The following is a 22,861-nucleotide window of genomic DNA, read 5'->3' on the forward strand; positions in this document are numbered from 1 at the left end:
ATATGAACGACATATCTACTCGAGGTATCGGCAGGATCCTGCTGGTACTTTTCTTCATGTTGGCTGGCTTTAAAGGCTTTGCACAGTATACAAAGACGTCCGTGGAAACCGGGCGGAAATATACTGCCCTGGCCAAAGACCAGAGTGGCAACCTGTTCGTTGTTCGCTCCAATGCGGGCGGTACAGCCTATGAATTGGTAAAATATACCAACGGTACGGGAGCTGCCCAGGTCCTCTACAGCGGTTTGCAGCAGGATAATGGGGTACCTCCTATCGGACTTGCTATCAACACCCTGGGAGATGTTTTTGTAACCAGTCTTAATAGTGCTTCCGGATGGGACATTGTTAAGTTACCGGCTCCGGCGAACAACAGCCCTACCGTCATCCATTCCGGCGATTATTATGCTGCGTTGGCAATCGACCAGTCAAATAACCTGCTCTCCCTTGAGTATGATGGAACAAATAGTTACCAGGTGGTCAGATATCCTTTTGGTGCGGAACAACTTGCAGGTACAGTTGTTTGGGACGGACTCACTTTACCTTCAGGATTGTCTACTACTTATCCCTCTGGCCTCGTGACCGATTCTCACGGGAATATTTTCCTGACAGACTTTCATGAAAATTCCGGTGGGCGTCTTATTAAGTTGACCGCTCCCGGATTCGCGGCTACTCAATTAGCTACCAACAGGGGATTTACAGCGCTGGCGGTGGATGCAGCAGACAACCTCTATGCAAATGAGGCTACAAGTACTGCAAACGTGGCACAAGTGGTAAAATACACTGATCCAACCCAAACGGGACTAGTGATCTATAACCAGCTTCGCTACGACGTAAACGATCATCCATGGGGATTAGTGGTGATGCCTAATGGAAATATTTTTGCAAATAGTAATGGAACCACACCAGAGATTGTTAAATTAGCCCCTCCCACCATCAACGTTTCAAGCGTTGTAAGGGCTGCAGCCAATCCTACCAACGCAGCATCTGTGACTTATACTGTCACCTTCAGCGCGGCTGCTGTAAACGTAACCACCAGCTCGTTCACGCTCGTTACTACCGGCGTCACCGGCGCATCTATTACAGGGGTAACAGGCAGCGGTACTACCTATACTGTGACGGTCAACACCGGCACAGGATCTGGTACTATTGGACTGAATGTAAATGGAACTGGTATCACACCTTTAGTTGCCAACGCGCCTTTCACCGGCGAGGTATATACTGTCGACAAAGTGCCGCCTACCGGCTCTATCCTCATCAACGGTGGCGCTACAATAACCAACAATGTAAATGTAACGTTGACCCTAACCGGCAATGATGCAAATCCTCCGTTGAAAATGGCTTTTTCGCTCGATGGTGGTGGATATAGTATAGATGAAGCGTTTGCAACAACGAAAGCCATCGCATTACCTGCAACCGACGGTACAAGAACGGTGGATGTACGGTTGAAAGATGCTGCCGGTAATACTACTATTTATAATGCCAGTATCATCCTGGATCGTGTGGCGCCAAATACAACAATTAATTCGAATCCTCCCAATCCATCCAGTTCAGGTGCTGCCGGCTTTACGTTCAGCGCCGATGAAGTTAATTGCACCTTCGAAGGAAGTTTAGATGCCACTCCATTTGTATCGGTTACTTCACCAACCACCTTTACAGGGCTGGCAGATGGGTCCCATACCTTCCAGGTAAGGGCTATTGATCCGGCGGGTAATATAGATGCTACACCGGCCAGCTATTCATGGGTTATAGATGCCACTGGTCCCCAGATTACAAGTGTGGGCGTTCCAGCAAATGGATACTACAAAGCTGGTAACAACCTCGACGTCAAAGTGAGATACAACGAAGCGGCCATTGTAGATCAGACCGCGGGTACTCCATATATCAATCTCCTGATAGGTAGTACCGTAGTACAGGCGCCCTATATTGGTGGTACCGGTACAACTGAATTAACATTCCGCTATACCGTGCAGCCGGGCGAAATGGATATGGATGGTATCGACGTACAGACACCGTTACAAAACAACAGCGGTTCTATCAAAGATGCATTGGGTAACGATGCATCTACCACGTTGCAGAACGTTGATCCTACCAATAATGTGTTCGTAAATACGTCTATACCGTCGGTAACTTTGTCTACTGTGGCCATGCCTACCAACGCGCCATTTATCGTTACAGCTACCTTCAGCGAAGCAGTGACAGGGCTCAGCGTGAGTGATTTCAATGTGTTGTTTACGACGGTAAGCTCGCTGTCAACATCTGACAATATTACTTATACGGTGTTGATGACACCATCTTCCGATGGCACCCGGAATATTAGTCTGCCGGCAAATGCTGTTGTTAATATCGGTGGAAATCCGAATACGCCTTCCAATACCCTCACTTATACTTATGATGCTACTGCTCCTACGGTTACATCCGTATCAGTACCTTCCAATAAGTATTACAGGGCGGGTGAAACACTCGACTTTACGGTTAATTTCAGCGAGGGTATCCTGCCTAATACTACAGGCGGTACACCTTCCCTGCATCTTACTATTGGTGCTATTCCGGTACAGGCCACCTATACCGGTACTTCCGGTCCTAACGCGCTGACATTCAGTTATACGGTGGTGAATGGTGATATGGACATGGATGGTATCGCTGTAAATACCCTGACATTAAACGGCGCAACAATCAAGGATGCGGCTACCAACAATGCTAACCTTACACTGAATAATATAGCGCCTACTACCGGGGTATTCGTAAATACGGCACATCCGTCTGTAGTGATCACTTCCGCAGCGCCAGCTATTGTGAATGCGCCATATACAGCTACTATCACTTTCAGTGAAGCAGTATCCAATTTTGTAATTGGCGATATCACCACGAGCAACGCCAGCCTCAGCAACCTGTCCACTACGGACAATATCACCCATACCGTATTGGTTACACCAACTATTGATGGTACGGTGACGCTGAATGTGGCAGCAGATGTAGCCGAGAATATCGGAGCTAATGGAAACAGCGTTTCCAATACGCTGTCGCGCATCTATGATATTGCTCCTCCTTCCATAACAGCAGTAGATGTACCGGCTAATGGTTATTATAAAGCAGGCGCCATCATGGACTTCACCGTTCATTTCAGTGAGAACATTACACTGAACACCGGTGGAGGTAATCCTCAGCTAAGCCTCGTTATCGGTTCATCAACGGTAAATGCCACCTATACCGGTACTTCAGGCACAGATGCGCTGACCTTCAGCTACACGGTTGTAAACGGAGATATGGATATGGACGGCATTGCAGTCAGTGCATTCCTGTTAAACGGCAGCACCATTCATGATGTTGCTAACAATAATGCAGTGCTGACATTGAACAATGTTGGCAGTACGGCAGGCGTATTTGTGAATACACAACATCCTACGGTAACATTGTCTACTGCAGCACCGGCAATCGTGAATGCTCCGTACCAGGTAACTATTACCTTCAGCGAAGCAGTAACAGGTTTCACCGGAACTGATTTTACTTTAACAAATGCAACAGTTGGCGTTCCAACTACTACTGATAACATTACTTATACGGTACTGGTTACGCCTACAGCCAACGGTCCTGTAAGCATCAGCGTACCGGCAGGCGCTGCGGTAAATATCGGCGACAACGACAATACTGCTTCCAATACGCTGAACAATACCTATGATGGTACCGCTCCAGTAGTTACCTTCGTAGCAGTTCCTGTAAACGGATACTACAAAGCAGGTACTACCCTGGACTTCATTGTTCGTTTCAGCGAAAACATCACGCTGAATACAAGCGGCGGTAATCCTACACTGGCTCTCACCATCGGCGCCGCAACAGTCAATGCTGCTTATAGCGGCACTAACGGCACGAACGGGCTGGCCTTCAGTTACACTGTACAGAGCGGTGATATGGACATGGACGGCATTGATGTAAACAGCCTGGCATTAAACGGCGCCACCCTCAGGGATGATGCTGCCAACAACGCCAACCTGGCACTGAATAATGTTGGTAACACAACACTCGTGCGCGTAAATACATCTGTCCCAACAGTAACGCTATCTACCGCTGCGGCTAATCCTGCCAATGTACCATTTAATATTACCGCTACTTTCAGCGAAGCAGTGACAGGCCTCAGCGCAGGCAGTTTCAGCGTGGTAAATGCAACAGTTGGCGTTCCAACCACTACAGATAATATCACTTATACCGTACTGGTGACGCCTGCTGTCGACGGCCCTGTAAGCATCAGCTTACCGGCAGATGCAGTGGTGAATATCGGCAATAATGGCAACACGGCTTCCAATACACTGAACCTTGTCTATGATGCTACGGCTCCAACGGTTACCGCTGTAACAGTACCAGCCAATAAGTATTACAGGGCGGGCGAAACACTAGGCTTTACTGTTAATTTCAGTGAAAATATCCTGCTGAATACTGCCGGCGGTACACCTTCGATGCGTGTTACCATCGGCGCTATCCCTGTACAGGCTTCTTACACCGGTACCTCAGGTAGCAACGGACTGATATTTACCTATACCGTAGTGAACGGCGATATGGATATGGATGGTATCGTTGTGAATGCACTGAATTTAAATGGTGCAACTATTAAGGATGCTGCTACCAACAATGCCAATGTGACGTTGAACAACGTAGCGCCTACTACAGGAGTATTTGTAAATACAACGCATCCTTCTGTAACCATCACTTCCGCTGCACCAGCTATAGTGAACGCGCCATTTACCGCGACGATCACTTTCAGCGAACCGGTATTCAATTTCGTGATCGGCGATATTACCGCAACCAACGCAAATCTCAGTGCTCTGTCTACTACAGATAATATGGTGTTTACCGTGCAGGTTACACCGCCTGTCGATGGCACGGTGACGCTGAATATAGCAGCAGATGTGGCTGAAAACATAGGGGCAAATGGTAACACCGCATCCAATACGTTGTCGCGCATCTATGATGCTGCTGCTCCTTCAGTTACAGCAGTAGATGTGCCGGCGAACGGTTATTACAATGCAGGTACCACGCTGAACTTTACCGTTCATTTCAGTGAAAACATCACACTGAATACCGGCGGCGGTAATCCTCAGTTAAGCCTGGTCATTGGAGCCTCAACTGTAAATGCTGCCTATACCGGCATTTCAGGTACGGATGCGCTGAACTTCAGTTATACCGTAGTGAATGGCGACATGGACATGGACGGTATTGCAGTAAATGCCCTCCTGTTGAATGGTAGTACTATTCATGATGTTGCTAACAACAATGCAGTGCTGACCTTGAATAATGTTGGCAGTACGGCAGGCGTATTTGTGAATACACAGCATCCTACGGTAACATTGTCTACCGCAGCACCGGCAATCGTAAATGCTCCGTACATGGTGACTGTCACCTTCAGCGAAGCAGTAACAGGTTTTGCGGGAACTGATTTCACTTTAACAAATGCAACAGTTGGCGTTCCAACCACTACTGATAACATTACTTATACGGTACTGGTTACGCCTACAGCCAACGGTCCTGTAAGTATCAGCGTACCGACGGATGCAGCAGTAAATATTGGCACCAATGGCAACACTGCTTCCAATACGCTCAGCAATACCTATGACGGTACCGCTCCGGTGGTGACAGCGGTGGCAGTTCCTGCAAACGGCTATTATAAAACAGGTACCACGCTGAACTTCACCGTTACTTTCGGCGAAAATATCCTTGTTAATACCACCGGTGGTACACCTACACTGGGTATCACGATTGGTGCTGCAACTGTTAACGCAGTCTATACTGGTGCTAACGGAACAAATGCACTGGATTTCAGCTACACCGTACAGGATGGAGATATGGATATGGACGGCATCACTGTGGGTACACTGGCACTGAATGGTGCAACCATAAAAGATGTTGCCACCAACAATGCCGTATTAACACTGAATAATGTTGGCAATACCTCCGGCGTATTGGTTAACACCACGCACCCAACAGTGACCATCACCACTGCATCCGCTTCCAATGTAAACACACCGTTCGTTGTTGATATCGCCTTCAGCGAAAACGTGACCGGCTTTACCAGCACCGATGTTACTGTTACAAATGGCGCATCAAGCCCGGTAACGGTGATCGATAATGCGCATTTCAGCATAACGGTGGTACCAACCGCAGGAGGGGTGGTAAGTGTAAACATCCCTGCAGATGTGGCAGCAAACATTGGCGGCAATGGCAACACTGCTTCCAGCACATTGAACATCACTTATGATATCACCCAACCTACTGTTACCTCAGTAACAGTACCAGCGAATAAATATTATACAACAGGAGAGGTACTGAACTTCACCGTTAAATTCGATGAAGATATCACGCTGAACACAACAGGCGGTAGTCCTTATCTCACACTCACTGTTGGCGCCGCTACTGTGAATGCTGCCTACACCGGCGTTTCCACAGCAAGAGAACTGAACTTTAGTTATACTGTAGTGAACGGAGACCTGGATATGGACGGTATCACCGTAGGTACGCTGATACTGAATGGCGCCACCATACAAGACCTTGCTACCAACGATGCGGTACTGACACTCAATAATATCGGGAATACCACCGGTGTAAGAGTGAATACTATCAATCCTACAGTAGTACTGTCTTCTACGGCTACCGCGCTGGTCAACGCGCCGTTCACCGTAACAGCGACCTTCAGCGAAGCGGTGACTGTACTGACCGGAAGTGATTTCTCTGTCACCAACGGTACAATTTCCGGTTTATCATCGACAGACAACATCACTTATACCTTCACCGTAACACCTGGTGCGGATGGCGCGGTAAGTATACAGCTGCCAGCCAATGGCGTTGTAAACATCGGAGGCAATGCGAACCTTGCTTCCAACACGCTCAGCTTTACCTACGACGCTACCGCGCCGGTAGTAAACGGGGTAGTTGTTCCTGCCAATGGCTATTATAAAGCAGGTGGTGTATTGAACTTCAAAGTGTCCTTCAGTGAAAACATCACCCTCAACACAACGGGCGGTGCTCCTTACCTGGATGTTGTACTTACTTCAGGTGTTGTGAAAGCCGCTTATACTACCGCTACCACAAACAGCCTGTCATTCAGCTACACCGTACAACCGGGAGATATGGACATCAATGGTATCGCATTGGGTGCAGTGCTCAGCTTAAATGGCAGTACCATTAAAGATGACGCTACGAATAATGCGATCCTCACACTGAATAACGTAGGTAATACTTCGGCTGTATTTGTTAATACGCAGCATCCGGCGGTAACATTGTCTACTGCAGCGCCTTCAATAGTGAATGCGCCGTACACGGTGACGGTCACCTTCAGCGAAGCTGTAACAGGATTTACCGCAGCTGACTTCAGTGTAGTAAATGCAACAGTTGGTATCCCGGCTACTACAAATAATATTACGTATACCGTACTGGTTACGCCTGTGGCTGATGGCCCTGTAAGCGTCAGCGTTCCGGCCGATGCAGCGGTAAATGGCGCTACCAATGGTAATACTGCTTCCAATACGCTGAGCAATATCTATGATGGTACTGCGCCGGTAGTTACAGCTGTGGCAGTTCCTGCAAATGGTTATTATAAAACAGGCACCGTGTTGAACTTCACTGTTACCTTCGGTGAAAACGTACTCATTAATACCACCGGTGGTACACCAACGCTGGGTATCACAATCGGTACTGCAACTGTTAATGCAGCTTATACCGGCGCTAACGGTACAAACGCATTGGACTTCAGCTATACCGTACAGGATGGTGATATGGATATGGACGGCATCACGATTGGTACGCTGGCGCTGAATGGAGCAATCATAAAAGATGTGGCAGACAACAATGCGGTATTAATACTGAATAATGTTGGCAATACTTCCGGCGTATTGGTGAACACTGCTCACCCAACAGTGACCTTAACTACTACGGCTGCTCCAACAATAAACGCACCGTTCACTGTTAATATCGCTTTCAGCGAAAACGTGACCGGCTTTACCAGCGCAGATGTGGTTGTTACAAATGGTACAGCGGGTGTTGTAACGGTGATCGACAACGCGCATTACAGCGTAGTGGTGACACCAACCGCAGAAGGTGCAGTAAGTGTAAACGTACCTGCCGACGCAGCTGCAAATATTGGCGGCAATGGCAATACAGCTTCCAACACTGTAAGCACCATTTATGACATCTCCGGACCAGCTGTTACTTCCGTAACAGTACCGGCAGATAAATATTACAGGGCAGGCGAGGTGCTGAACTTCACCGTTAGCTTCGATGAAGATATCATCCTGAACACAACAGGTGGTAACCCGTACCTCACGCTCACTATCGGTACCGCTACAGTGAATGCAGCCTATACCGGCGTTTCCACAGCAAGAGAACTGAACTTCAGTTATACTGTGGTGAACGGAGATGAGGATATGGATGGCATTACTGTAGGAGCAATTGTGCTGAATGGCGCCACCATAAAAGACGCTGTTACCAACAACGCGGTACTGACATTGAACAACGTTGGTAATACCACCGGTGTAAGAGTGAATACAGCCAGTCCTTCGGTAACACTGTCATCTACAGCCAACGCGCTGCTGAACGCTCCGTTCACGGTAACGGCCACCTTCAGTGAAGCGGTAAGCGGCTTGACGACAGGCGACTTCGCCCTGACCAACGGTACTGCCGGCAACCTGCAAACAACAAACAACATCACTTATACCCTCACCGTAACACCAGGTGCGGATGGCGCTGTCAGCGTACAGCTCCCTGCCAATGCAGCGGTGAACATTGGTAACAATGGTAACACTGCTTCCAATACACTCAACTTTACTTACGACGCTACCGCGCCTGTAGTAAGTGGAGTATCCGTGCCTGCCAATGGTTACTATAAAGCAGGTGATGTATTGAACTTCACAGTATCCTTCAGTGAAAACATCAGCCTCAATACTACAGGCGGTGCTCCTTACCTGGATGTTGTACTTGGTTCAGGCGTTGTGAAAGCTGCTTACACAGTCGCTTCCGCAAACAGCCTCTCATTCAGCTATACCGTACAACCGGGGGATATGGACCTGGATGGCATCGCATTGGGTGCGGCACTCCACTTAAATGGCAGCACCATTAAAGATAACGCCACGAATAATGCGATCCTCACATTGAACAACGTGGGCAATACTTCCGGCGTATTTGTCAATACACAACATCCGGGAGTAACACTGTCTACCAATGCAGCGGCGAAAGTGAATGCTCCGTACACGGCGACTGTCACCTTCAGCGAAGCCGTAACAGGCTTTACTACCGGCGATATTACTGCTGTAAACGCAACAGTAAGCAACCTGCAAACCGCTAACAATATCACTTACACCGTATTGGTTACACCTGCCGCCGATGGAACTGTAAGCATCAGCATACCAGCAGATGCAGCAGTAAATACCGGCGCTAATGGCAACACTGCTTCCAACACGCTGACGGTGACTTATGACGGTACTGCACCGGTTATCACTGCCGGTTTGGCCTTCGGAATACTGGAAAGAAGCCCGGTAGGCACACTGGTAGGTAAAGTAACCGCTACCGAAGCAGCAGGTACACTGCAGAACTGGACCATCACTGCTGATGATTCCAACGGCGCCTTCTCAATAGATGCCAATGGCAACATCCTGGTAGCTGACCAGGTTAAGCTGAATAGCAAGGTGAACACCACCGTTACCCTGACCATTACTGTCAGCGACGGATTGAACACCAGCATTGGCGTACCGGTGACAGTGCAGGTGAAATCAGTGAACCTGACACCGACCCTCGATGCGATCAACAACGTAACGATCTGTCCGGACGGTCAGGAACATACCATTCAGCTGACAGGCGCCTCCGCGGTAGAACCGGGTCAAACCTATGGCTTTACGATTGTTACAGACAAAGCGGCCAACTTCGATAAGCTGAGCGTAAGTGCAGCGGGTGTTATCACTTATCAGCTGAAGACCAGCGCAACCGGTACATCTGCCGTAACTGTTACCATTAAGGATAACGGCGGTACTGCAAACGGTGCTTCGGATACCTTACGCCGCTCCTTCAATATCGAAGTAGCTACATTGGGCACCATCACCATCAGCAGCGATAAAGGCAACAGCATCTCCAAAGGAGATATTGTAAACCTCAGCGCAACAGGTGGTACCAGCTACCGGTGGGATAATGCCGATGGCATCATCAGCGGTCAGCAGAGCGCTGTACTGAAAGTAAGGCCAATGCAGAATACCACTTATCATGTTACCGCAAGCAACAACCTGGGCTGTACCAACACTGCCGACATCACTATCACGGTAGTGACAGACTTCAAAGTTGATGCGGTGAATCTCCTGACACCAAATGGTGACGGCAAGAATGATAAATGGGTGATCCGCAACCTGGACAGCTATCCTAATAATGAAGTGAAGATCTTCGACCGCGCAGGCCGTCTTGTATATACCCGCAGGAATTACAGCAATGACTGGGATGGTACTATGAATGGCAGCCCGCTGGCTGAAGGCACTTACTACTACATCTTAACGATCGAAGGTGGTGCGAAAACAGCGAAAGGTTATATCACAATTATCAGAGACAGAAATTAATCCGGTAACACTATTTATTATGAGCAATAAACTAAATATACGTTTGTTCATTGTCAGCAGCCTTTTATTGGCTGCTGGCATTAACAGCCAGGTCAGTGCCCAGTCGCTCAGTAATGCAAAGGCGTTACTGGATCCATCCGGCACCCAGTACTTCCAGAATCAGTACCTGGCTAACCCAGCTATGGCGGGATCTGAAGAAGGACTACACCTGAATGCAGCCTACCGCAACCAGTGGAATGCGATAGAAGGTGCCCCGGTTACTAAATTTTTCTCTGCTGATTATGCTGTGGGTAACAGGGTGGGCGCAGGCTTACACGTCTTCAACGATGTGGCAGGTCTGATCAACAGAACGCGTATTGGCCTCACCTACGCTTATCACCTGCCGCTGGCCGGCCCCGAAAAACAGCTGCACTTTGGCCTGTCGCTGGTATGGAACGTACAACGCATCGATTATAAGAACCTGAACGGAGATCCGAATGATCCTTCTGTAAATGCATTCAACCGCCGGGATGATTACTTCGAAGCAGAGTACGGTATGGCATATACGGATAAGAAGCTAACCATACAGGCATCAGTACCTAACGTAAGAAGCCTGGTTACGGGAGACGATAAGGAAGCGGACGGTGGTGGTATTTTCTTTACAGCAGCTTCCTACAGGTTCGCGATAAGTGAAGCCATCACTTCCATAGAACCTAAGGTTTGTTATCGCGGTGTCCGTGGCTTTGACAATATTTTCGACGCAGGGGTAAACGTATCTCTCCTGAACGATGTTGCCAATGTAATGGCCATGTACCATACCACCAAAAGTGTAACGGCTGGTATTGGCGTGAATATCGCGAAAGTGCTGGGTATACAGGCAATGTACACCACGCAAACGGGAGGTATTAAAACTTATACGGACGGTGCCTACGAAATAGGGGTGACCGTTCACCTGTTCAGATAGTTTTAGTTTTTCTTAAACGGCCTGGGTTCGATATTGTATTGAACCCAGGCCGTTTAGTTTTTATTAGTACTCAACCAACTTCTTTATTCCTTTGTTATTTTCCGAAGCCGGAAATTTAATCCTTCCACTACATCGCCCTCTATACGAAGCTTCATATTGAACGGTAATTTTACCGGCTCGGCGGCCATACCAAGTTTCTGCAGCTGGGCGGTGTCGATCCTGGCGGTGTAAGCGCCGGGCGGCAATCCCATATAGTTGAAGTAGCCATCGGATTCCGTTTGTGTATGGGCCACCGGTATGGAATCATTTTTGTAAAAAAGAACTGATATGCGGCCGATGCCTTTTACGCTGCCGGGGTCTTCCAGCAGTACGTTACCAGATACTTCTCCCATAATACTAACAGGTATTTCTATCAGCTTCATCTGGTTGGGATCTATGGCTACGCTGATGGCGGGCTTTTTGATTTGCCAGGCCACATTTTCAAAGCTGTTTTTTCCGAGTTCAATAAAGTAATATTCGTAGGGTTCCATATTAACGATCCGGATGGTGGTGTCCTGCCTGTTCTGTAGTATCCTGCCTCCGTTGCAGTTTGTTTTCAGGCCATATGCTTTGGGCTCGCCCGGATCGCGGCGGTCATTGCCATTGAGATCCAGGAAGGGCAACAGCACCACGCCTCCTGTGCCTACACTGGTCCGGTTACTGAAACCGGCAAATTTTGTTTTATCATCATAAATGAGACTGCCACGGGCTGATTCTACCAATGTGCTGGTATTATTGCCTTTCCAGGCAGCGAACCCGATTTGGGAAAAAGCAAAATCGTAACGCAGGCCTATGCCTATATTGGTAATATCGCTTTTATAGTTACGTTCATAGGAAACATTCATATAGCCATGTCTGAAAAGATATTTTCCAAGCTCGCATCTGAAGGCCATCAGGCTATTACTATTGTATTCATATTGCACCTGCGGCGTAACTATCAGGGAGCCCGGCAGCCGGCAGGTAAGCGCCAGGTTGGTATATACATAGGCAGGTTCCGGTTTCAGGAAGATGGCATACGTATTAATGTTAACGCCTACACGAAAAATGGCGCCGGAAAGCAACCACTCTGCCGTGGTATACCTTGTTTCCGGTAAAATGATCTGGTTAAGCGTAACACGGTTGAAAAAAGAAAATCCTTTTGAAATAAAAGGTTTTGAAACAACAAACTTCCTTTCTTCTACATAGTTGTAGATAATGGCCTGCTGGCCTTTTTTATACCTGGTATAGTATAATTCAAACTGCAGGTTGGAAGGCATGCGATAGGTCATAATACCACGCGCGCGTACGCCATAGGTATAATCTGCCGACAGCAGCAGGTTAGGCGCTACACGGGCGGAAGCCATCACAAAAGGCATGGCTTTACCGCTAGTAATAGACGAGAGGTACTCCATACCACCTCCCAGTGTGATGCTCCTGCTGGCGCCGTAGTTCATTTGTACCCGTGAAAAAAAACTGTTGTGGCCATCTTCCACTATACCGGCGCTGGCAGTATATTCAAATTCATGCAGTGGTAAAAAGTTGAAGGGGATGCTGATATTTTCCTCTCTCGACCTTTCTTCTCCCCAGGGACCATAAAAGCGGAGCCGCACCACTGAATTGCCATATACCAGCGGAACCTGGAACGTAAAGAAACCAGCCGCATCGGCGGTGGTGTAATCTACCAATGCATTATTTACGTATAGCTCCACGGTCCATCCCGGATCGGTATAGTCGCTCAAGGTATAGGACCCATAGGAGCGCCGGTAGGAGGTGGGTGTATTGGTGAACTGTACGCCTACAATCGGATCAAAGATAGAAGCAGTAGACGGCGCGAATATCTTTCCTGCTATGATCTGACGCAGGGCGCTGTGGTCATTGTTAACATAACGCCACCTGTAATACTGCTGCCGCTGATCAAATGGTTTTACTGTGTTGCTGCTATCATGTGTGTAAACCAGTTGACTTTTTGCATAGTTGTTGTAATTAAGCGATACATTGGTTTCTCCTCCCAGCACCATACCGCCCATCGCCAGGTTTACCCAGGTATCATTGGCATTGATCTCCGGCCGCTGCGTGGCTACAACAGACCAGTCGGCCGTACCTACGCTGAACATCGGTCTCCGGGGACCAATGATGGTATCTGCTTTCAATTCTCCTTTTAACCGGCTGATGTTACGGCGCATCATTTCCTGGCGCATTTCCCTGATAGCAGGCAGTTCCTGCCTGCTTTCCAGTTTAACCGAAAGAGAACGGAAACTAAACCGGCACGACAATCCAAATACATTGGCGAAACAACCGGTTCTCAGGTAGAGTCCTGTTTCCGTACCGATCATATCATCCCGGTTAAGGGGGATCAGCCGATCTTCGTAACGAATAATGCTATTCTTTTTATCTATCAGGAAGGGCGCTTTTTCCGTAATAAAAAAGCCATATACCGAATCCATGTGAGGGGAAGCCGTGTTTTTTATCTTCAGAAAATTAAACATGTCTGTTACCGATAAATAGGCAGAATCATTGCTGATAATGGCCGATATTTCCGCTCCCCCAATTCCCTGTACCACCACAAAGACAGAGGTTTCATAAAAAACAGGCTCCGGCTCTATCGCGGCGGCTTTTTGAGGGGAAATAAAAAACAGCAGTGCCAGCATGACCGGGAGGGCTATTGCCCGGTACATGCGGTAAACACCATTCGTAATTTTATTTTCACCTTCAACTCTCATTATATGTATCCGGATTATTCCTGTATAAACGTGACGTTAAATAGACCGCTATAATTACCCGATGGATTAGCGGGAGGACTGCCTACCGTGAGCGTACCTCCGATCTTTACGAGGTTTCTTGCCGGTGGGGTGGCAGTAGTAATAAATGAACTCCCTGTACTGGCGCTCCCTATATGTAAACTTATGGAGCCACCGTTACTGCCTGTGAGGGTTACATCGGGTCCGTTTAGTATTGAAATAAGTGTTCCCCTGTTTGCTTCTATCTCAAAAATGGCGGGTGAAAACGGGTAACCGAGGTTGGCCTGCACAACGCTGCCTGTTACGGAGCGGGAGCCATCCGGGTATATGATCACCGTCCCACCGGATAGCCCCTGGAAAAAAGCGCCGAATATAAGTCCTTGTGCGGGATTCACGTATACGGCAATCGGGCGCGGCGGTGGTTCCTGTGCCTGGGTTTTCACGTATCCCGTTAAAACGAATATACTTATCACAGCCAACCGGTGCCAACCTGTATGTTTTGTTATCCCGTTAAAAAAATACATTTCAAAAAAATTATTGCTGATTCATGATAATTACTTTTTTAGACACTACTTTATCATTTGCATGAAAGGAAACAATATAGATGCCGCTGCTGTATTGTCTGCCTATTACATGTTGTTGTCCGTTGCCGGTAACCTCCCGCCACCACAGGATCTGCCCGGATACATTGGATATACTGATACGGCATTTTTCACCAGGTACTTTATCAAAATATCCGTACAATGTTTTCCCGGTGCTGTAAGCACGGAATACCGGTTCTTCGGAAGGCGGTGTTATTTCCCGGCCATTGCGGAACACGAGCGAGAAGCGTTTTTCATAGCTGCCCGCTTCCAGGTAGACCCGGTATTTTGAATACTGGAGTAATTCTTCTGTATGACCCGTTACTTCGTCCTTTAAATAAATGTGCAGCTGGTCGGGCATATGCACAATATCTACTGTATTGAAAGTGATCCAGCCGGTTCTTTCTGTTTTCAGTCCCAATGGTATCACATCCGTACTGTCGGGATACTGTGGCCAGGCGTTGATGGAAAGCCTGGAGCCATCGGTGGCCATTGCATAGACATTAGGCACCGTGGTGGCGGTATTCATCAGCTTCAGGGCGTCCATTGTTTTTTCGAAAGATGGGGAGGCAGCGGCGTCAAAGTATACCACCAGCGGATCTGCGGGGCCTCCATCATCAGCAAATGCTGCACTAAGCCGGAGAATAGGCGAGTTTACCGGAACACGGTGAAAAACAGGCGACAGGTTATTCACTCTTGCATTGTTGTTAACAGCTAAAGTACCTGTAACCGGGAAAGCGCCGTTGCTCACATGTACAAAGAACCCCTGCATAGAGCCAATCAGGTTATTGGCGATACCATCGCTGGAAACGCCGTTGATATATGAGCTGTAGGTGCCGGTATACTGATCGGCAGTACCGGCATTGAAATAGTATACCGCATTATCCACATTGGTCCGTGTCCAACCGGTAGCGGCATCCCAGTCTACAGGAGAAGGATACGGGTTGCCTACCAGGTTGAAGCCTTGTGTATAAGGTTGATTATTATTGGTGAGCGCAGGTGCAGTTACTGTTTGATTATTGACTACACCGGTGATGTCGGCAGTAAGCGGCGTATTGGAAGTCCCCATCTGCGCAGCATATCCCTGCATCGGTGTGAGCGCGCCGGAAGTACTGGTATAAGCCACCCATCCCGAAGAGGTACGGTTTTCTACATACCGGTAAAAAGAGGGGAAGGTGGCATTGAGATTAACATCATCCGCAAATTCATTAACGGTAGCGGCCTGAACGGGTGAACTGAAATATTTATAGCCGAAGGCGGATGGTATATACCGCTGTATGGTAACATTTCCGGTTACCTGTCCTGCACCGCTACCATCAATCAGCGCGGTTTGCGTAGCGGTGGACAGTAAGGTGAGATTGCCGCCGGTGGTAAGTTGTCCGACAGTTATCTTCAATATACCGCTGATGTTAAGCGTACCTCCTAATGATACACCCGAAGTATTGTTGACGATGAGATTACTCAGCGTATTCGTTGCAAAGGTTGCTGCAGGTATTGTTTGTGCTCCTGCGCCATTCAGTTCTATGGTACCCGCTGTGGCGGTAAAGGTGCCGGTATTGGATATTACACCGCCTATGCGGAGTATGGCGCTGCTTACTGTTACCGTAGCACCGGTCTGTATGGTTATATTATTCGCAATAGCAGTTCCCGTATTGATCAGCGGGTAGTTAGTAAGACCAGTGGGAATGGTTACATTGGTGGTACTTACCGGCACAGCAGCTGAAGACCAGTTACCGGTAACATACCAGCTGGTGCTGACGGCGCCGGTCCATATTGAACCGGTAGATAATTCACCCACCGCCAGATCACCCAAAGCAGTGAGCCCCGTTACCTGGATAGAGGTGGAAAGAGGCGCGCTTACAGCAGGTAATGTCCATGTACCTCCACTGTACCTGGCTGCCTTAAAATTGGCGGTGGTAGCGCCCGCATCTACATCGGCAGCTACCCAGTTAAGCGTTACTGTTGCCGTTGTAAATACCGCGCCGCTGTTGGTGAGCGTCCAGTAACGGGTCACCTTTTTGCTGGTATTTAAACCAGATGTCGGGAGATTGGGATGCGAAGCTGGAGTCACTGTTGCGAGCACATCCCCGGCTGTACTAACACTGGCGAATAATGCGGTTGCCGGCGTATAATTCAGCGTGTCACCAATTTCATAAAGCCGGCTGATATTACTGCCGGAAGCAACATTCTTTTGCAGCCGGCCATATACCCATCCTGTACTTTGCCCTGCACCTGTTACTGTTCCGGCGGCGGGAATGATAACCGTATTACTTCCTGTCCTGATCTTTCCGGCCATAAATGTTAAGGTGCCGTTGATGGTAGCGTTAGCGGCCAGCGAAACCAACCCGGTGGATTTGTTTACTTTGAAATGATTGAAAGCGCCTGTTGAGGAAACGCTTTGATCTGCGCTGCCGGAGAAGTAAATGGCAGAACCGGTATTGGTGAATGTTCCGCCGGTCATGTTCCAGTTGCCTCTTAAGGTATCGGTAAAACTGCCTGGCACAAAAGTACCGTTGCTCAGGGTGAAATCATTCAGGATCGTGAGCGCGGCGGTTGCTGTTTTCGTGCCTGCGGCGGAAATAGTCAGGTTGCCATAGGCGGTGGCCGAAGAAACCGTTTGTGTGCTGCCGGCATATTCCACCGTGCTTAGCGTATCCAGCAGGTAACTGTCGAATGCGGGCAAACTAAAAACACCTCTCACAATAAGGCGGGTACTGTCGTCTATTGAAAGCAATCCGCCCCCGGCCGGATCCTGTATAATAGTAGAATCTCCGGCATCCAATGTGCCCCCGGTTATTGCCAGCGATGTCATCAGCCGCAAACTTCTTGCAAGGGTAACGGTGGCAGTAGTTGCCTTCTGTACCTCCAGCTGCGCCAGGTTAAACGGACTCGCCGTTCCCCCGATAACAGCCGCTGTGGCGCCGGTCATGGTAGGGGTTCCGATGGAGGCGTCGAAAGCGCCGTTGATGGTGAAGTTGTGTTCAATATTAAAATCTGCATCCGTTAGTACAGTGCCGTTGATAATAAGATTGTAGAACGTAGTGCCATCGCTGCCGGTGAGTGTTCCGGAGGGAGATGTCATGTTAAACGTAGAAGTGCCGCCGTTGAGCGTACCATTACTTTCAATATCATTGTTCACCGTAAAGGTGTTACTGCCAGCGTTGAAAATGGCGCCTCCGTTGATGTGCAGGTCCCCGTTTATATTCCAGTTGGTATTCGGGGTAACGCCTGCTGTGTTGGCGATGGTAACGTCTGTAAGACTGGTAGGCGCACCTGAAACGGTAAGCGCCACGTTGCCGCCGAATATGACATTGCCGGTGCTGGAAAAGCTGGTGCCGGTAAGCGTGATATTCTGTGGCGCAATCGGGTTAAAATACAGGGTGCCGGAACTGGTTACCGTTCCGTTGTTGGTAAAACTGCCGCGAATGGTATGGGTGGGCAAGCCCCCGTTAAAGATGGCGCCATTGCTGATATTAAAGGCTACCAGCACCAGCCAGTTCACACTTGGATTGATACCTGCTGTATTATTTATATTCAGCGTAGCATAGGTAGGCGTACTTGTAGAATTTAAAATAGGAGAAACGTTCCCATTGAAATTAATGACGCCGCTGGAGTTGGACACCACCGCATTCAGGAAACGTATTGTTTGAAGGCTGGTACCACTGAAAGTGGTGATGCCATTGCTGATCAGTGATCCGCTGTTGGTCAGATCTCCATTTACGGTAGCAGATCCGCTGCCGCCATCGTAGGATCCTCCGGTAGTTATCTGCAGGAGACCGTTATAGGTAATATCGCTGCCGGCTACCGCGTAACTGCCGTATACGGTGAGCCTGTTGAAGGTAGTATTGCCGGTAATTGTTTTGCTGCTGCCGTTAAGTGTAACCGTACCGGTGCCGCCTGAGAAGGAGCCGCTGTTGTTCCAGTTACCGTAAAGGTTAGTGGTGAATGCGCCGGCACTGAAGGTAGCGCCGCTGCTGATCAGCAGATCTCCATTTATCGTTATGTTGTTCGCCAGGCTTTTGGTACCGCTGCCACTCAGCGTCAGATGCCCGTATGAAATGTTGCCGGATACTGTTTGTGCGCCGGCTGCATTATAGTTAACGGTACTGGTGTTGCCCAGCTGGTACTGGGAGTAGTTAGCAGGAAAATTGCCCGCTCCCCCGGCTGTTAAAGTAGCGCCGTTGGCGATGGAAAGCACGCCACCCAGGGCGCTGCGGTTAGCCGTGAATGTAGACAATCCCATGGTGCCTCCGTTTAAAGACAGGTTTCCATTTATCACCACATTACCCGTAAGCGAGGCTGTACCGCCGGTTTTGTTGATCACCAGGTTATTGAAGGTGGTGCTGCTGATAGTTTGTGTGTTGCTGCCGGTGAAGTTAACGCTGCCGGTAGTAGGGGTGAAGGTGCCGCTGTTATTCCAGTTGCCGCCTACTGTGATGGCAGCTGATCCTCCGTTGGCAGTGGCGCCTGCACTCATTCCGAAATCTCCCGTGACAGTAGTGGCAGCATTTACACCCAGGTTACCGCTGCTTACAGTAAGATTGCCGTTTACCGTGGTGGCGCTGTTTATCTGCGCACTACCGGCAGATTTATTAATGGTGAGATGATTGTAGGTAAGTCCTGCTACTGACTGCACCGCCGAGCCATTGTAATTTACCGTACCACTGCCCGCTGTAAAGGTGCCATTGGAATAATTGAAATCGCCGCCAATATTCAGCGTTCCCGTACCGGAGCAGGCAATACCGGCGCTGCCGGATTGTGTAACAGATCCTGCAATGGTAGCATTTCCATTGCCCACATTGAGCTGAATGGTGTGTCCGGCGGTGCCATCGCTCAGCACAAGGCCGCCGTTTACGGTAAGGTTTTGATCATTGACATTAATGGTATGTGCGGCATTGGCTGCCCATATGCCGGCGATATTACCCTGTGTTGTCAGTGAGCCTCCCGCAGCCAGTGTGAGCGTAGCAGCCTCCACACTGCCGAAGGAAATACTTTTTATATTGACGCTGGAACTGATAGTGGGTTGATTGGTAAATGAAATGGTGCCGATTTCAGCGATATCATTTACGCCGGGTGGACGGGAAGGACTGCCCTGTGCTATGGTCCAGTTGGCGGCCGTATTCCAGTCGGTGCTCACGGAGCCGTTCCACCTTACCACGTTGGCGGTGGAAGCCATGGTATAACGCCCGGTAAAGCTCAAGGCCAGCAGGGTAAATTGCTCCACATAGTTGGAGGTGGTGCTGCTGGCGGAGTTGCCATATACCGACCATCCGGAACCGGTGTTACGCCAGATGGTCAAACTGCTTTCAGTGTTACCATTCAGCTCCGCATCTTCATAGTGAAAACGCAGGGTGGTGGCAGCGAGCGTGATACCGCCGCCAGTTGTAATATTATATTCCCGGTTTATCGCGGCACCGGAAGGGAAATCTGCTACTGTTTGCGGTGTAACGGATACGGTAATAGTGCCGCTGGTGGTAAGGCCGGTAAGGGTAACGGTATTGTTGGGGCTTTCAAAGGCGTATGCCGTGCCCAGGTTAAAAGTATGGGAATGTTGGATAGTACCAAGGATAATACCGTTGCCACTTCTATTGCTGGTAATGGTCAGTGTATTAACGCCTGTAATGATGGTGCCACTGGTCATATTCACGGTTCCCACAGAAATGTTGCTTAAAAGGGTTACCTGGTTGGTGGTAGCAGATTTATTTATGGTAAGTATATTAAAGGTAGAAGCGCCGGTAATGGCTGTGTTGGCGGCCCCGCTGAGCGTAACGGTGCCGGTGGATGCAGTGAAAGTACCGTTGTTAATCCAGTCGCCCAGCAGGGAAAGCGATTGACTGGATCCATTAAAGGTAGTGCCGGACGAGATGGTAAAATCACTGTTCACGGTCACCGTTCCTCCCAGTGTTTTGGTGTTGCCATTGCTGACCACCAATTTATTAAATGTACCGGCAGCAACTGTTTGTGCGCCGGTACCATTAAAATTGACGGTGTTGGGAATGGTGGAAGTTACATCCAGCGTTCCGGCGGTAACTGTGTAGGTATTGGCAATTCCGAGGATTGAATTGGTGGATAATTGTAAGGAGGTGCCATTAAGGGTAACATTGAAAAGATTGGCCGTACCGTTAAGCGAGCTGGTTCCTGTAAAAGTGGTGGTGCCGGCGCTGGCAGAAAAGCTGCCGGATACATCCAGTGTATTACTGATCGAGAATCCTGCGGAGGAAGTAATGCTGCCGGAAAGCGATAAACTTGCGAAGCCGATGGTGCCGGCGCCGGAAATGGTTTTACCGGCGCCGCTCATGATCACACTGCCTGAAGTGTTGGTGAAACTTCCTGCTACAGAAAGATTACCGGTAATGCTGATTCCTGTTGCTGCGCTCACCGTACCGGAGATGGTCAGGTTTTCAAGGGAGATGCCCGTACCTGTAATTGTTTTACTGCTTCCATTCATGGTAAGGGTGCCGCCGGTAAGATGGGTAAAAGTACCGGGAGCGGTGGTGGTAAGGTTTCCGGAAAGGGTGAGCGAGGTGCTGGCGGCTGCTGTGATATTGGTGGCAGCTGCAGTGAGGTTATTAAAGGTATGTGTACCGCTTCCGCTAATGGAAGTACCTCCCCCGGTGAAGGTAACTGTTCCTGTGCCACCGCTGAAAGTGCCGTTGTTCACCCAGTTGCCGGAAGTGGTTACAGTGAAGCTCCCTCCGTTAAAGGTGGTGGATGTACCGATATTTACGTTGCCGCTCACCGTGATGTTGGCGGCCGCCGTATAACTCACAGAAGTGCCGCTGCCAATGACGGAGGTAAGGTTACCAGATATGGTAATAGCTGTGGCAGGCATAGTTTTTACGGCAGCGCCACTTCCGGAAGATAAAGTGAGATTACCGTAAGTGGCTGCAGTTACCGTTTGGTTGGTACCGTTGTATTCCACTATGCTGGTCAGGCTAAGTGAAACCGTACCAAAATTAATGGGAAAGTTACTGGTGCCGCCAACCTTTAACGTGGCGCCATTGGCTACGGTAAGACCGCCGCCGGCTACAGTGGTGCCCCTGTTTGCGGTAAAGGTAGTGAGGTCTAATGTGCCGGCGAGAACTTCTATATTACCCACGGCAGCCGTGGTGGAGTTAAGGGCATTCAGGTTGCCTCCTAATGTTTTGGTACCGCGGCCACTGATCCTGAGCGTAGAGTAAGTAAGGTTGTTCCTTACGGTTTGACTGGTGAGGGTATCACTGTATTCTACAATGCTCCCGGCCGCGAGTGTAACCGTTCCCGTGAGACCATAATTACCTGCGTATGTGGAGGCATTTACGTGCAGTACGCCACCCTGGTTTACAGTAGTGGTGCCTGCTCCCGAAACAACAACCGGTGTGGCAACATCGGCTGGGATAAAAAAGCCGTTTATGGTAAGCGTACCGGCAACGGTCATATTTACATTTTGTGTGGTAGTGCTTCCGGTACCAATGGTCAGCCTCCGGAATGGGGTAACCGCGGTACCGCCAATTGATTGCGTGGTGCCGGCAAAAGTAACCCTTGCCGTGCTGGAGGTGGTAGTATAAGTGCCGGAATTGCTCCAGTTACCGGTTACGGTCAATGTTACGCCTTTCTGGGAAATGGTACTGCCGGCGGCGATGGTCAGGTTACCGGCTACCGTCAGGTTTTTGCTGACTGTTAGCGTGGCATTTACGCCGGCGCCCACCGTCAGGGATTTACAATTGGCACTGCTGCTGATATTAGGGCTAAAAGCTCCTGTAAAGCTGGCGTTACCTATTATGGCATCAATGGTGGCGGTAGGTACGCCCGCGGTCCAATTGGCGCTGTTAGACCAGGCAGTGCTTACGGTGCCTTTCCAGCTGGTTTGCGCAAACAAATGAACGGGAAGAAAGAGCGCCCACACCATTAGCAGTTTTACAGCACAGGTAGCCACAGGAATACAGGGAACGCCTGTACGACGAACCCTGAGGAGTTTTTTGCTGCGAAACTGACGAATTAACCAATGTATAATCACTTCCATAGGAG

General features: G+C 49.1%; 5 protein-coding genes. 2 read left to right on the forward strand and 3 right to left on the reverse strand.

Features of this window, described 5'->3' with window-relative positions; all coding sequences use genetic code 11:
* Nucleotides 1-2: 2 nt before the first annotated feature.
* Nucleotides 3-10,574 carry an Ig-like domain-containing protein gene (locus tag KE626_RS10540; protein ID WP_211972861.1) on the forward strand — a complete coding sequence of 3,524 codons (10,572 nt, stop codon included), beginning with the start codon at nt 3-5 and terminating at the stop codon, nt 10,572-10,574.
* Nucleotides 10,575-10,593: 19 nt separating this feature from the next.
* A complete protein-coding gene (locus tag KE626_RS10545; protein ID WP_211972862.1) occupies nt 10,594-11,517 on the forward strand; it encodes a PorP/SprF family type IX secretion system membrane protein in 924 nt (307 codons plus the stop codon).
* A gap of 83 nt (nt 11,518-11,600) precedes the next feature.
* Here KE626_RS10545 and KE626_RS10550 read toward each other — a convergent pair whose 3' ends face one another.
* The 3 genes from KE626_RS10550 to KE626_RS10560 form a co-directional block, all read right to left on the reverse strand.
* A complete protein-coding gene (locus KE626_RS10550) occupies nt 11,601-14,255 on the reverse strand; it encodes a hypothetical protein (protein ID WP_211972863.1) in 2,655 nt (884 codons plus the stop codon).
* 14 nt (nt 14,256-14,269) lie between these two features.
* Nucleotides 14,270-14,716, reverse strand: coding sequence for a DUF4402 domain-containing protein (locus KE626_RS10555; RefSeq protein ID WP_211972864.1), 447 nt, complete (start codon nt 14,714-14,716; stop codon nt 14,270-14,272).
* Between the two features lie 91 nt (nt 14,717-14,807).
* Nucleotides 14,808-22,856: a T9SS type A sorting domain-containing protein gene (locus KE626_RS10560; RefSeq protein WP_211972865.1), complete on the reverse strand. Its 8,049-nt coding sequence runs from the start codon at nt 22,854-22,856 to the stop codon at nt 14,808-14,810.
* Nucleotides 22,857-22,861: the final 5 nt, after the last annotated feature.

Origin of the sequence: Chitinophaga hostae (assembly GCF_018224885.1) — a bacterium.
GTDB lineage: Bacteria > Bacteroidota > Bacteroidia > Chitinophagales > Chitinophagaceae > Chitinophaga > Chitinophaga hostae.

Excerpts from the sequence above, each read along its gene's own strand:
- KE626_RS10545 (WP_211972862.1), top strand. The coding sequence starts at position 10,594 with ATGAGCAATAAACTAAATATACGTTTGTTCATTGTCAGCAGCCTTTTA.
- KE626_RS10560 (WP_211972865.1), bottom strand. The coding sequence starts at position 22,856 with ATGGAAGTGATTATACATTGGTTAATTCGTCAGTTTCGCAGCAAAAAA.
- KE626_RS10540 (WP_211972861.1), top strand. The coding sequence starts at position 3 with ATGAACGACATATCTACTCGAGGTATCGGCAGGATCCTGCTGGTACTT.
- KE626_RS10550 (WP_211972863.1), bottom strand. The coding sequence starts at position 14,255 with ATGAGAGTTGAAGGTGAAAATAAAATTACGAATGGTGTTTACCGCATG.